The organism is Chloroflexus sp. MS-CIW-1, assembly GCF_030444705.1.
Lineage (GTDB): Bacteria > Chloroflexota > Chloroflexia > Chloroflexales > Chloroflexaceae > Chloroflexus.
Window position 1 is genome coordinate 1119335 of record NZ_JAUBWR010000001.1, and the last position, 13082, is coordinate 1132416.

At 58.2% G+C, this 13082-nt stretch carries 14 protein-coding genes and 3 pseudogenes; 7 read left to right on the plus strand and 10 right to left on the minus strand.

The features are described 5' to 3' along the window. Window positions 1-9 precede the first annotated feature (9 nt). Window positions 10-993: an alpha-ketoacid dehydrogenase subunit beta gene (locus QTO31_RS04425; protein WP_031461143.1), complete on the plus strand. Its 984-nt coding sequence runs from the start codon at window positions 10-12 to the stop codon at window positions 991-993. A 99-nt stretch (window positions 994-1092) separates the two neighbouring features. Beyond that, entirely contained in the window at window positions 1093-2445 is a 1353-nt protein-coding gene (locus tag QTO31_RS04430) for a dihydrolipoamide acetyltransferase family protein (protein ID WP_301428216.1), read from the plus strand. 109 nt (window positions 2446-2554) lie between these two features. Here QTO31_RS04430 and QTO31_RS04435 read toward each other — a convergent pair. From QTO31_RS04435 to QTO31_RS04465, 10 genes and pseudogenes are all read right to left on the minus strand, one after another. Beyond that, window positions 2555-3408: pseudogene (locus tag QTO31_RS04435) on the minus strand (IS5 family transposase). A gap of 45 nt (window positions 3409-3453) precedes the next feature. Next, window positions 3454-3810: an ATP-binding protein gene (locus tag QTO31_RS04440; RefSeq protein WP_031461147.1), complete on the minus strand. Its 357-nt coding sequence runs from the start codon at window positions 3808-3810 to the stop codon at window positions 3454-3456. 157 nt (window positions 3811-3967) lie between these two features. After that, on the minus strand, window positions 3968-4225 hold the full coding sequence (locus QTO31_RS04445; RefSeq protein WP_301428217.1) for a hypothetical protein: 258 nt from the start codon (window positions 4223-4225) through the stop codon (window positions 3968-3970). Window positions 4226-4433: 208 nt separating this feature from the next. Beyond that, a complete protein-coding gene (locus QTO31_RS04450; protein ID WP_301429436.1) occupies window positions 4434-5525 on the minus strand; it encodes a tetratricopeptide repeat protein in 1092 nt (363 codons plus the stop codon). Next, window positions 5411-5839: a tetratricopeptide repeat protein gene (locus QTO31_RS19230; protein WP_367620634.1), complete on the minus strand. Its 429-nt coding sequence runs from the start codon at window positions 5837-5839 to the stop codon at window positions 5411-5413. Before QTO31_RS19230 ends, QTO31_RS04450 begins: the two co-directional genes overlap by 115 nt. Next, window positions 5779-6003 (minus strand): annotated as a pseudogene (locus tag QTO31_RS19235) (tetratricopeptide repeat protein); the annotation flags it as partial. The gene QTO31_RS19230 and the pseudogene QTO31_RS19235, both read right to left, overlap by 61 nt. 31 nt (window positions 6004-6034) lie before the next feature. Further along, window positions 6035-6133, minus strand: a pseudogene (locus QTO31_RS19240) (hypothetical protein); the annotation flags it as partial. After that, window positions 6124-6384: a tetratricopeptide repeat protein gene (locus tag QTO31_RS19245; protein WP_367620617.1), complete on the minus strand. Its 261-nt coding sequence runs from the start codon at window positions 6382-6384 to the stop codon at window positions 6124-6126. The pseudogene QTO31_RS19240 and the gene QTO31_RS19245, both read right to left, overlap by 10 nt. Then, a complete protein-coding gene (locus QTO31_RS04460; protein WP_301428219.1) occupies window positions 6345-7145 on the minus strand; it encodes a hypothetical protein in 801 nt (266 codons plus the stop codon). Before QTO31_RS04460 ends, QTO31_RS19245 begins: the two co-directional genes overlap by 40 nt. Beyond that, the gene (locus QTO31_RS04465) at window positions 7118-7504 is read right to left on the minus strand and encodes a hypothetical protein (protein ID WP_301428220.1); all 387 of its coding nucleotides are present in this window, start codon (window positions 7502-7504) and stop codon (window positions 7118-7120) included. The genes QTO31_RS04460 and QTO31_RS04465 overlap by 28 nt, the downstream gene beginning before the upstream one ends. Between QTO31_RS04465 and QTO31_RS04470 the strand changes: the two genes are divergently transcribed. The 5 genes from QTO31_RS04470 (at window position 7503) to QTO31_RS04490 (ending at window position 12784) form a co-directional block, all read left to right on the plus strand. Continuing rightward, on the plus strand, window positions 7503-7892 hold the full coding sequence (locus tag QTO31_RS04470; RefSeq protein ID WP_301428221.1) for a hypothetical protein: 390 nt from the start codon (window positions 7503-7505) through the stop codon (window positions 7890-7892). The genes QTO31_RS04465 and QTO31_RS04470 overlap by 2 nt on opposite strands. A 404-nt stretch (window positions 7893-8296) precedes the next feature. Further along, the gene (locus tag QTO31_RS04475) at window positions 8297-9349 is read left to right on the plus strand and encodes a hypothetical protein (RefSeq protein WP_301428222.1); all 1053 of its coding nucleotides are present in this window, start codon (window positions 8297-8299) and stop codon (window positions 9347-9349) included. 506 nt (window positions 9350-9855) lie between these two features. After that, the gene (locus QTO31_RS04480; protein WP_301428223.1) at window positions 9856-10527 is read left to right on the plus strand and encodes an MBL fold metallo-hydrolase; all 672 of its coding nucleotides are present in this window, start codon (window positions 9856-9858) and stop codon (window positions 10525-10527) included. Window positions 10528-10828: 301 nt separating this feature from the next. Beyond that, window positions 10829-12469: a CTP synthase gene (locus QTO31_RS04485; protein WP_031460813.1), complete on the plus strand. Its 1641-nt coding sequence runs from the start codon at window positions 10829-10831 to the stop codon at window positions 12467-12469. A 108-nt stretch (window positions 12470-12577) separates the two neighbouring features. After that, a complete protein-coding gene (locus QTO31_RS04490; RefSeq protein WP_031460812.1) occupies window positions 12578-12784 on the plus strand; it encodes a hypothetical protein in 207 nt (68 codons plus the stop codon). Window positions 12785-13082 lie beyond the last annotated feature (298 nt).

A 13082-nucleotide genomic window follows, 5' to 3' on the forward strand; every position in this document is an offset into this window, starting at 1 on the left:
GAGGACGTTATGCCTGAGATGAATCTGCTCGAAGCTATTCGCCAGGGTCTAGATGAGGCAATGGCAGCCGATCCGCGCGTATTTATTTTTGGTGAAGATGTTGGCAAGCGTGGCGGTGTCTTCCGTGTCACAGAAGGTCTCTACGACAAGTATGGACCGATGCGCGTTATCGACTCGCCGTTGGCCGAGAGTGTGATCGTCGGCGCGTGTATCGGAGCCGCTATGAACGATATGCTGCCAATTGCCGAGATTCAATTTGCCGATTTTATTGCGCCAGCATTCAACCAGATCGTGCAAGAGGCAGCCCGTATTCACTATCGCTCAAACGGTGATTGGGAAGTGCCGCTGGTGATCCGTGTGCCTTACGGCGGCGGTATCCACGGCGCACTCTACCATAGTCAGAGTGTTGAAGCATTCTTTGCCCATGTCCCTGGTTTGAAAGTGGTTACTCCTTCAACCCCTTACGATGCCAAAGGGTTGCTGAAAAGTGCTATCGAGGACCCGAATCCGGTACTCTTTCTCGAACATAAGAAGACCTATCGCCTGATCAAAGGCTTTGTACCCGAAGAGGACTATCGGGTTCCCATTGGTCCCGCCGACATCAAACGCCCCGGTGAGGATATTTCTGTCTTTGCGTATGGCCTGATGTTGCACTACTGCCTGGAAGCTGCGCAAACACTAGCCGCGGAAGGAGTCAGTATTGAGGTAGTTGATCTGCGCACGTTGCGCCCACTCGATACCGAGACAATTCTCGCCAGTGTACGGCGTACCGGCAAGGTGTTGATCGTGCACGAAGATAATCTGTTTGGCGGGTTTGGCGGTGAAGTAGCGGCGATTATTGCCGAACATGCATTTGAGTATCTCGACGGGCCGATTGTTCGGATCGGCGGCCCGGATGTACCGGCAATGCCATTTGCCCATTCGCTGGAAGCGGCTTTTATGCCATCACCAGCTTCGATTGCCGCAGCAATGCGTCGCCTGGCAGCGTATTGATACGCTCAACCCAGCATGATCCGACGACAACGAAACAGGTCAGTGCGTGTTATCGTGCGTTCTCGATATACGTTGCGAACCATGTGGTAGGTGAGATACATGATTGAGATTAAAATGCCCCAACTCGGCGAAAGTGTGACTGAAGGTACGGTTGGCCGGTGGTTAAAACGCCCCGGTGATCCGGTCGCGAAGTACGAACCGCTGCTTGAAGTAATCACCGACAAAGTTGACACAGAAGTTCCCGCCCCTGAAGCTGGTATTCTGCACGAGATTTTGGTGCCGGAAGGAGAAACGGTGCGGGTTGGTACCGTCATTGCCCGGCTGGCCCCGGCTGATACAACAGTGTCCGGTGCGCCAACAGCAGCACCGGTTACTAAGATAGCAACAACCGAATCCAGTTCTACAACGGTCACGGTAACAGCAACCACCGCCCCGCCGGCAACTGGCGATGGACGAAACACGTATCTTTCACCAGTAGTTGCCCGTTTGCTGGCTGAACATCAGCTTAATCCAGCGCAGATTCGCGGTACCGGTCAGGGTGGGCGAATTACCAAACAAGATGTGCTGCGCTTCCTGGCCGAGCGCGAAAAACAATCCTCAGCACCAGTAGTAACACCCGTGACCCCTGCTTCCGCTCCATCGCCTGCATCCACCGCATCTCCACCTACCCCAGCACCTGCACCGACACCGGCACCTGTACCGATGGCGTCTGCACCCACCCCGCCACCAGTTGCCGCGCCAGCAACGTCTGAAATCCCCGCTGATGCCGAACTCGTGCCGTTAACACCAATGCGACGCAGCATTGCCGAACATATGGTGCGTTCAGTTCGGACCTCGCCTCATGTCACTACCGTTATGGAGGTCGATCTAAGTCGGGTGATAGCGCATCGAGCAGCCCACCAGGAAGCATTCAGTCGCCAGGGTGTCCGTCTCACAATGACGCCGTACTTCATTATGGCTGCGATAGCCGGCTTGCAGGCTGTACCGGTCTTCAACGGTAGCTTCACCGACCAGGGCATTATCATTCACCGTCGCATAAACATTGGCGTCGCCGTGGCCTTGAACGAGGGCTTACTGGTACCGGTTATTCCTGATGCTGATGAAAAGAACCTGCTCGGCCTAGCCCGAGCCGTCAACGACCTAGCCGAGCGGGCACGGAGCAAACGTCTCCGCCCCGAAGAGACGCAAGGTGGTACCTTCACCATCACGAACCATGGCGTAACCGGTAGCCTCTTTGCAACGCCGATTATCAATCAACCACAGGCCGGCATTCTCGGTATCGGGGCGGTTGTCAAGCGTCCGGTTGTGATCACCCAAAACGGTCTTGATGCCATTGCAATTCGCCCGCTCTGCTATCTCTCGTTCACCTTCGATCACCGGATTGCCGATGGTGCTACCGCCGACCAGTTCCTTTCTACAGTGAAAAAGCGGCTCGAACAGTGGGAAGGGTAGGCTGACTCAGAGGGTCAACTCAATGGGTTGGCCCTCTGCACTATGCGACAGAATAGGAGTAAAAGGTTGAGGTAGAGGAAATCGCCTACGTCAGGATACGGATTAGAGCCTATCCAAATAACCCTGCTGCCCGCAGAGCAATGAGGGCACAGGCAAAATGCAGAAAAGCAATATCGTTCTCGGCCTTCTTCTCCCAACGAATCAGGATGCGCCGGAGGCGGTTCAGCCAACTGTGGGTGCGCTCTCCTACCCACCGTCGGGCGCGCTTACCAGCCTCGCGGGCGATTGCTCTCGCCTCTTCCCCGCGTGAACGCATATGGGCAGGAAACCCAAACTCCAGCACAGTATCGCGCACTGCTTGCTAGTCATACCCTTTGTCCAGGCCCATGTGCTGAGGATGCTCCTCAGTCGGTTCTGGACGGGTTCCCACGATGTTTTCTATCGTTTCGCGCACCAGCTTCATAGCATGGCAATTCGCTCCGTCCACAGCCAGGCCAATGGGCCCACCATGCCCCTCGGTCAGAAGACTTCTTTTGGTGCCGTGCTTGCCCCGGTCTGTTGGATGTTTGCCCGTGTCTGCCCCTCCCAGCGGGGCTGTGGTGATGGCTCCGTCCATACTCAACCATTCCCAGTCTATCCCTTTCCACGCATCAAAGCGCTCCACTTCCACTTGCCAACGTTTCAAAAACACCCCCGCTTTTACCCATGCCTGGAAACGGTCGTGGGCAGTGGAACCAAATCGGTCACATCCAGGGCTTTCCACGGGCAGCCGGTGCGCAAGACGTAGAAAATGGCGTCGGCGCACGCTCGGTCTGACCGCCGCAGACGACCTCCACCCAGTGGGTGGGTATGCCGATGCTCCGGAAGCAGGGGTTGAAGCACCTCCCACAGTTCATCGGAAATGCGAAAGCCGGTAGTGGTGTTGTTGGTGGGTGTTCTGGTCCGAGTCCGTTTTTCGCTCATCGGTTCACCTCCTGTGCCCAATTATACCCGTTTTTCGGATAGGCTCTAAGTCTCGGCTATCGTTCTGTACAATTGGCGGATAGTGCGCCGTAGGAGTTTCCCGACATCATAACTGCGTGCCAGATTTAGAAACACCGGTATCAAAATACAAGGTGGCTCTTGCTCTGCCAGTTGCTTGTAAGCCCTGGCTAACGCATAGTTCACAAAAGAAGTCTTGCCCACACCGCGATAGCCTGTAACCAGATAGCTGCCCTGGATGTAGCAGATGCCAGTGATCAGTTTTTCCAACTGTGGCAACTTGCACGGTGTCATGACACGTTCAACGGCTTCACCACGCTCATAGCGCAGCCATTCTTCAAAAGTTAGAGGATCCAGGCACCAGCGTTTTAGCGTTATTGACATACTTATCCTCCCATCATTACATCCGAACACCCCTTTGCCATATGCTTTATTTTTGCAGCAGCGCGACGCTGCGCTTCCCTTTGGCGGTCACGTCCCCTTGTTGCGACTTTTCGGCCTGTTCCTGGTCCATACGGGTTGCTCCTGACGAAACGGGGCTTTAGCGTTTGACGTCGCCAGTGATGATCACGTTGCCGCTGGCGTTCCCGCCGATGGCGACAGAGCGATTGCCGCTGGCGATGACGGTCTGCCCGGCGGGGCCGGATTGCGGCAGCAGGCGGGCGAGTTCCTGGGCCAAGGAATCGTCTTCGGCGAGGAGTTTCTTCAGTTGCAGGCGCAGGGCGGCCAGGGCATCTTCGTCGTCGGGATGGGCGGCAGCGTCCTGGGCGGCTTCGAGCGCAGCGGGTCTGGCTTCCATCTTTGGGCGCAGTCTGTCCCACAGGGCTTTGACTTGCTCGAAGCCTTGTTCACCGGTCTTTTCGCCGAGTTTTTGGCCGCTTCCTGCCCGGCAAGTTTGGCGCCTTTGAGCAGGTAGGGCAGGAAGGGGGCGAGGAGTTGAACAAGTTGGGCGGGGAGTTGATCCATGGGAGGCCTCTTTCAGAAACTAGCGGGGGAAAACATGCTTTTCAGGGCTGTTCTCTGGCTGACGATGAACCACAATGCCGGCGCAGGGCGGATTCGATTTTGCGACGGTCGCGTTCTTTGCGCGGGCGGAGTGAGCGGGCGCGCTCCAGGTGGCGGCAGGCTTCTTCGAGCTTTCCCTGCGGGATCAGGCAATTCACGGCAAAGTGATAGTGGGTGAGGGGGTTTTTCTCGTCGAAATCCAGTGCCTGGCGGAAGGCGTCTTCGGCCTCAGGATAAGCCTCGCGGTGGGCGAGGATACTGCCCAGGGCGGAAAGCAAGAGGGCGCGCCCGCGCCGTTCCTCAACCTGCTCCAGCCCGCGGCGCAAGAGGGCCTCGGCGGTCTCAGGCTGTCCCTGCTGCGCTTCCATGAGCGCCCAGGCCTGCCAGACGGGGGCATGTTTGGGGTCGGCCTGGCTGGCCTGCTGGAAGAGGCGGCGGGCTTCGGCGATGTCCCCCTGCTCTTTTTCCATCAGCGCCCAGGCCTGCCAGACGGGGGCGTGTTTGGGGTCGGCCTGGCTGGCCTGCTGAAAGAGGCGGCGGGCTTCGGCGATGTTGCCCTGCTCTTTTTCCATGAGCGCCCAGGCCTGCCAGACGGGGGCGTGTTTGGGGTCGGCCTGGCTGGCCTGCTGGAAGAGGCGGCGGGCTTCGGCGATGTCCCCCTGCTCTTTTTCCATCAGCGCCCAGGCCTGCCAGACGGGGGCATGTTTGGGGTCGGCCTGGCTGGCCTGCTGGAAGAGGCGGCGGGCTTCGGCGATGTCCCCCTGCTCTTTTTCCATCAGCGCCCAGGCCTGCCAGACGGGGGCGTGTTTGGGGTCGGCCTGGCTGGCCTGCTGAAAGAGGCGGCGGGCTTCGGCGATGTTGCCCTGCTCTTTTTCCATCAGCGCCCAGGCCTGCCAGACGGGGGCGTGTTTGGGGTCGGCCTGGCTGGCCTGCTGGAAGAGGCGGCGGGCTTCGGCGATGTCCCCCTGCTCTTTTTCCATCAGCGCCCAGGCCTGCCAGAGACGGGGGCGTGTTTGGGGTCGGCCTGGCTGGCCTGCTGGAAGAGGCGGCGGGCTTCGGCGATGTCCCCCTGCTCTTTTTCCATCAGCGCCCAGGCCTGCCAGGTAGGGGCGTGTTTGGGGTCGGCCTGAGTGGCCTGCTGGAAGAGGCGGCGGGCTTCGGCGATGTCCCCCTGCTCTTTTTCCAGGAGCGCCCAGGCCTGCCAGGTAGGGGCGTGTTTGGGGTCGGCCTGAGTGGCCTGCTGGAAGAGGCGGCGGGCTTCGGCGATGTCCCCTGCTCTTTTTCCATCAGCGCCCAGGCCTGCCAGACGGGGGCGTGTTTGGGGTCGGCCTGGCTGGCCTGCTGAAAGAGGCGGCGGGCTTCGGCGATGTCCCCCTGCTCTTTTTCCATCAGCGCCCAGGCCTGCCAGGTAGGGGCGTGTTTGGGGTCGGCCTGAGTGGCCTGCTGGAAGAGGCGGCGGGCTTCGGCGATGTCCCCCTGCTCTTTTTCCATCAGCGCCCAGGCCTGCCAGGTAGGGGCGTGTTTGGGGTCGGCCTGGCTGGCCTGCTGGAAGAGGCGGCGGGCTTCGGCGATGTCCCCCTGCTTTTTCCAGGAGCGCCCAGGCCTGCCAGGTAGGGGCGTTTTTTGGGTCGGCCTGGCTGGCCTGCTGAAAGAGGCGGCGGGCTTCGGCGATGTCCCCCTGCTCTTTTTCCATCAGCGCCCAGGCCTGCCAGGTAGGGGCGTTTTTGGGTCGGCCTGGCTGGCCTGCTGGAAGAGGCGGCGGGCTTCGGCGATGTCCCCCTGCTCTTTTTCCAGGAGCGCCCAGGCCTGCCAGGAGACGGGGTCTTTGGGATTGGCTTGCGTGGCCTGCTGGAAGAGGCGGCGGGCTTCGGCGATGCGTCCCTGGTATTTGAAGGCCAGGGGGAGCAGGGTTGTCAGTTTGCGCTCTTCGGCGCCTGGGTCGGCGCCGAGCACCCTACCCAGGGCGGCAAACAGGTCTTGATACAGGTAGCGTTCTTCGGGCAGGCGGCGGCCAGCAGGCCCAGGGCGCGTTCGGCGATCCAGGGGTGACGGGTGGATAGGCGCCCGGCCTCCTCTTCGGTGATCTCGGTCAGTTCGCCGCGCAGGGGAGAGAGCAGGCGCGGGGTCAGTTCGGCTTCCGGGCAGGGCAGGAACTCCGCTAACAGGCGGCGGCTGATCCAGAAGCCAAAGCGGTGCACCAGGGCGATGCCAGCGTAGCCGCGCAGCAGGAAGGCGACGCGCTCTTCGCGATAGCGCTTTTCCAGGTTGGTAAAGACGGTTTCCAGGATGGCTTCAAAGGAGCGGCCGGCGCGGCTAGTCATCAGGGCGGGGAGCAACTGACCATCCGCCTGCAGGCGGCCGAGCAGGTAATCGAGCCGCTCTGAGGGGGTCTTCTCCTGCAGGGCGCCCAGGGCGTTGTTCGCTTCCAGGCGTTCGAGCAGGGCGTGGGCTTCGTGCTCGTCCAGGCGTTCCAGGCGGAATTCCTGCACCGTCACCCGGCGTTCCACTTCGGGGCGGAGAGGGCTGTTGTACCACTCGTGCAGGCGCGCCGTGCCCAGGAGCACGAACGGCAGGCCGCTCTCGTTCAGGTCGCTGAGCAGGGCGGGCAGCTCGTCCACGTAGGGGAGTTCGTCCAGGCAGATCAGGAGCGGCCCATTCTGCTCGAAAGGATGTTCGTAAGGCTGCGTCACGTGGCCGTAATGTCGCCAGAGCACGGAAAGCCCCTGGTGGGCGGCCCCCAGGCGGCGCGCATCAGCAGGGTGGTCTTGCCCTCGCCGGAAAGCCCGCTGATCACCCCCAGGCGCTGCGCTGGCGTCCCATGAAGGATGAAGTCCATCAGGGAGGGGAAGAGCGTGCGCAGGGCGTCCTGCTGGCGGGCGATGTTCGCCCAGTTGGGCCGGGCGCCGTTGTAGAAATCCGCCGGTTGGCCCGCGTCCTGCGCCTGGCGGAAGGCCTCGTCAAGCAGGCGGAAGACAAATCCGCCCTGGTGACCCAGATGCACCTGGTTGTTGTCACCGGTGATGATGATGGTATGCTCGGCGTTGCCTTGAATGGTGATGGCGCGGCGACTCATGGGCCCATCGCTTGACCTGATTGTGATTGCCGGTAATGATGGTGCTGCCGCTGGCGTTCCCGCCGATGGCGACAGAGCGATTGCCGCTGGCGATGACGGTCTGCCCGGCGGGGCCGGATTGCGGCAGCAGGCGGGCGAATTCCTGGGCCAAGGAATCGTCTTCGGCGAGGAGTTTCTTCAGTTGCAGGCGCAGGGCGGCCAGGGCATCTTCGTCGTCGGGATGGGCGGCAGCGTCCTGGGCGGCTTCGAGCGCAGCGGGTCTGGCTTCCATCTTTGGGCGCAGTCTGTCCCACAGGGCTTTGACTTGCTCGAAGCCTTGTTCACCGGTCTTTTCGCCGAGTTTTTGGCCGCTTCCTGCCCGGCAAGTTTGGCGCCTTTGAGCAGGTAGGGCAGGAAGGGGGCGAGGAGTTGCACGAGTTGAGTAGAGAGTTGAGGGTCCATTCAGCTTCACTTTCCGCTAACTGATGTTGATAAAAAGGTTGGTAATGGGTTCAATGCGTGGTCATCTTGTGTCACCCAAACATCAGACCACAACAAGGAGCCCATTACTATGACAAATCATACCATACGTGTTTTGGTTACGTTGCTTCACCGTCTTCTGGTGGGACCAATCTTGCCCTGTTCCATTTCATGGGGATGATGGTGAGCGGGGCGCGCTTGCCGAACCGTGGAGCCATGTTTCCGGCGCTGAAAGCAACGGGATTGTCGGATGCGGCCATGCGGAGGGCGTGGGGAGCCGTTCGCAAAGGCGCCTGGCAGAGAGCGGTCCTGCTGCGTCTGTGGCGGGAATAGATGAAGGAATTGCAAGGCTGGCAGGAGCATCGTTACGAAGGATATCTTGCGGTGACGGTGGACGTCACGGCGTGTTGGCGTCCGGCGCTGAACAGATGTCCGAGCAAGCACGATCACCCGGCGGCCAATCGGGCTTTACCGGCGGTGATCGTTTGGATCAGCGGGGAAGTGGGGGAAGTGAATGGGCAGCGGATGGCCCTGCCACGGGTTTTTGAACGGGTCCATTCCACAGACACGAGCGAGAACAATTTGTGGCAGAGGGTGCGCACAAACGTCCAGCAAGGCCTTCAGGAAGATGAAATGGTGGTGGTGGATGCCGGGGTGACAATCAGCGCGCTGCACGAGGCGGGGATTGAGCGCTCTCTCATCCGCCTGGCGACCACTTTCACGGCACGGCGCAACGTTCTCCCCGACCATCACCGTGGGCGCAAGGCGAAGGATGGCAGGTTGGTGCGACCGTTGGCTCGCCAGTATCAAGGCAGAACGCTGGCAGCCACCCCTCCCGACGAACCATACACCTGGGAGGAGGACGGACGCCAGCTACGCGCCGAGATTTGGCGCAACCTGGTTTTGAATGAGGTGACGCCTGACCCGCAGCACCGGGTTTTTGACGTGTACGCCATCTCCGACCCGGCCTTCAAACAGCCCTGGCTGTTAGCGACACCTGTCAAACTCAAGCCGGAACGTGTGCGGGCCATGGACACAGACCGCTGGCCGGTGGCGCACATCCCGGTGCGCGCCACGCAAATGGTCGGCGCCCACCGTCAGTGTGGGCACACCCCGGAACGTGTCCAACGCTTGCCCGCATTGGCGCTCCTGGCCGGCTCGATGTTGAGTTTCCTGGCGGCCACATTCCCCGCTCCCCCAACCGGCTTCTGGGATCGTAAACCTAAACGAACGCCAGGGCGCTTCCGCCGCCTGTTGATCGGCCAGCCATTTCCCAAAGATGTCAAGCTTCCGGGGCACCTTCGCGAAAAGAAGTCGGTGACGGGGCATGTGCCCAAAGGAAACCTGGCGCGATGGCTGAAAACGGCCAACATGGCGGCAACGTAGGCCGTTTGGCACGCCCAAACAGGTTATGTTGTAAGGTTCAAATCTGCCGGAAGCCAATTCCGGCGCACGAGGCTGGCAACTTTTAGCGGAAAGGAAAGTATAATAGAGTGTCGAGAATTACAGGCCATCGCGATGGTTCTCAGTGCGATGCCGCAGTGAGAAATTAGGGTAAATCGAAGGCATTCTGCTCGACAAGATTTCGCATACTTCCATACACGCTACTGCAAGCTGGAAAAGATTAATACTTGTGTGCATTTGCTTAGGGTTTTCGATGCATTGTCCCTGCACAGTAGTCGGGAGGGGAAAAAGAGGTAAACGGTGGGGATGCGGGTTCCAAACCTGCTACTTTCTCCTGACGGTGTGAAAGAGGCAAGGGTAGCGGAAGGTAGTACCAGGGCTTTCCAACGTTTTCACCCCATCTGCCAGTGGATTGCCAGATAGCAGCCTTGTCCAGATATTTTTAGAGGTATTCTACTCGTTTTCACGAGGAAGCGTAAGGATGTTCTATGCCAGAAGTACAGTTTCTCGGTCACGCCTGTTTCCGAATTCGCGGTCGTGATGGTACGATCGTCTGCGATCCCTATCATCGTTCTATTGGTCTCGATCTCGGACGTCCGACAGCATCTATCGTTACGGTAAGTCATCATCACCCTGATCACGATAATTCCAGCGCAGTACGACCTCTCCGTGATCGCGTTTTTGTTGTTGATGGTCCCGGTGAATACGAGATTGGTGGGATCTTGATTACCGGTGTGCGCACCTTTCACGATCAGGTGAAGGGGGCCGAACGTGGTTTCAATACGGTGTACATCATTCACCTCGATGACCTGGTCTTCTGTCACCTTGGCGACCTTGGTCACGAGCTAACGACGAGCCAGCTCGAAGAGATTGGTTCGAATGTTGATGTGCTGTTTGTCCCGGTTGGTGGTGGTGAGACGATTGGGCCAGCACTGGCAAGTAATGTCATTAGCCAAATCGAGCCACGCTTTGTGATACCAATGCACTATGCAATGGGGCAAACCAATTTCGATCCACCACTGGCCCCCATCGAGCGGTTCGTTAGCGAGATGGGATTGAAAGAATATACCCCTGAAGAGAAGTTTGTGATCAATGCCAATGCCTTGCCGGATGATGAAGAGCAGACCAGGATCGTTTTTCTTCGCCCGATACACGGATAGTACCTGGGGCCATTTGTGGTATACTTAGTTATTGAAGTGCAACAGCGTGTGACCTGCATCTTTCATCTTCTGCTTCTCCTATGAATGAGGAACAGAGATGCTGAACACAGGGAGAAGAGAAGACTTCAGACACACGCTTAAACGGTAGCGCAAAGTCAGGTACGGCCAGTTCAAATCGTCGGCAGATACCGATTGTTCGGGATGCAATCGTATTTGACACAACGAGAAGAGAGCCAGTGTGGGTCGGTTCAACCCGAAGGTTGACCGACCCACAAATCTTTAGAACAGGGAGTAATGTGCTATGACCAAGTACATTTTTGTTACCGGTGGGGTTGTTTCATCAGTAGGGAAAGGGATTGGTGTTGCCTCAATCGGTCGCTTGCTAAAGAGCCGTGGGTTCTCGGTTTCAGTCATGAAGCTCGATCCCTACCTCAACGTTGATCCGGGCACGATGTCACCGTATCAGCATGGTGAAGTCTTCGTCACGGCTGATGGTGCAGAGACCGATCTCGATCTTGGGCATTATGAACGATTCATTGATGTGAACCTGAGCCGATTGAGCAACGTCACTACCGGCCAAATCTACTCGGCAGTGATTGCGAAAGAGCGACGAGGAGATTACCTTGGCGGCACAATCCAGGTGATTCCGCACATCACCAACGAGATCAAAGCCCGCATCGGTGCCCTGGCGCGGAGCAGCCAGGCTGATGTGGTAATCGTTGAAATTGGTGGCACTGTCGGCGATATCGAGAGTCTTCCCTTCCTAGAGGCAATCCGTCAGATGCGGAAAGATGTTGGACGTGACAACATTCTCTATATTCACGTTACCCTCTTGCCGCACATCAGCACCGGCGAACTGAAGACGAAACCGACGCAACACTCGGTGATGGCTCTCCGCAATGTCGGGATTAGCGCCGACATTATTCTTTGCCGGGCTGATCGTCCTATTGATGATGAGATTCGCGAGAAGATCGCCTTTTTCGCCGACGTTGATGTACGCGCTGTGATTCCGGTGCCGACCGTTGACTCAATCTACGAAGTACCACTGGTCCTCGAAGATATGGGCCTGGGTGAATATTTAGTCGAACGGTTAGGACTGCCGGCGAACCCGCCTGACCTAGAAGAGTGGCGTGCACTGGTCGCCCGCATCCGGCAGGAGAAGCGTCGCTTACCGATTGCCCTTGTCGGGAAATATGTTGAGCTACACGATGCCTACATTAGCGTTGTTGAAGCGCTCCATCATGCCGGTCTTGAACAATCGATAGACATCGATATTCGCTGGGTCTCAGCCGAAGAAGTAGAACGCGAGGGTGCAGCCCGCTTGCTAGCAGGCGTCTACGGTATTCTGGTACCGGGTGGATTCGGTGAGCGAGGAATTGAGGGGAAGATTGCGGCTGCCGACTATGCCAGGGTGCATGGGATCCCTTACCTCGGCCTTTGTCTAGGTATGCAATGCGCTACCATTGCCTTTGCACGTCACGTCCTCGGCACTCATGATGTGAATAGTACTGAATTCAATCCGCAGACTGCTCATCCGGTCATCGATTTGATGCCCGATCAACGTGATATTACCGAGAAGGGCGGCACAATGCGCCTGGGTCTCTACCCGTGCGATCTAATACCGGGAACGCGAGCACATGCTGCTTACGGTTGCAACCGGGTAGAAGAACGGCACCGGCATCGCTTCGAGTTTAATAACCGTTATCGGGCCATCCTTGAAGCAGCCGGTCTGGTTATCAGCGGTGTGTCACCAGACAGGCGGCTGGTTGAAATCATTGAACTGCGCGATCATCCCTGGTACGTAGCCAGTCAATTCCACCCCGAATTCCAATCGCGTCCGGGTAAACCACATCCGCTCTTCCGCGGTTTTGTCGCGGCAGCGGCTCAGACATTGCTAGCTGGCGAAGCTCGTCAGTTGCCTCTGGTGGCGAGTACATCGTAGTTCGACAGGAACTGTTTTGAGGCTGTACCGGCGTTGAGGTAATGATACGGTAATGCGAGTCGGTATAGTACAACAAAGAGCCGTTGTCGATATGCCACGGAGCCACCGATGCGTACTCGTCTCAAATTAAAACCTGGTCAGCGCGGTACCAAGAAGCTACAAGCAATGTATGGCGATCGGCTCGTCTGTGTTCGGTATCGGTACGACCCGGACACCGGACGCCGATTTAAGACGATTGAAATCATTGTGGAAGAAAAAGAGTGGACACCGCGGAATCACCACCATGATCAGGCCGACAATTTTGCTGCTGATTGATGCAGAGGTGACGTTCCGAGGCTGGGTTATTTAGAGGCTGTCTGGAATACCCAGAAGAGGATCGGTTGCGTCATAGCAGCGCTGTGCCCGTACATTGATCGGGTTTCATCCGCCGTACCGTGAGACGATTATTCGGATAGGCTCTAAGAACTTGTCCGAATGTCTTGTATCGTCACACCCACGACGGGATAACTCTGTTAGCAGGGGCGAGGCAGTAACCTCGCCCCCACAGGTATTCACAACGATAATCACAGAGCGACTATCCGCCATATCCTGTCGCAGCAGATTCGGTTGGGGT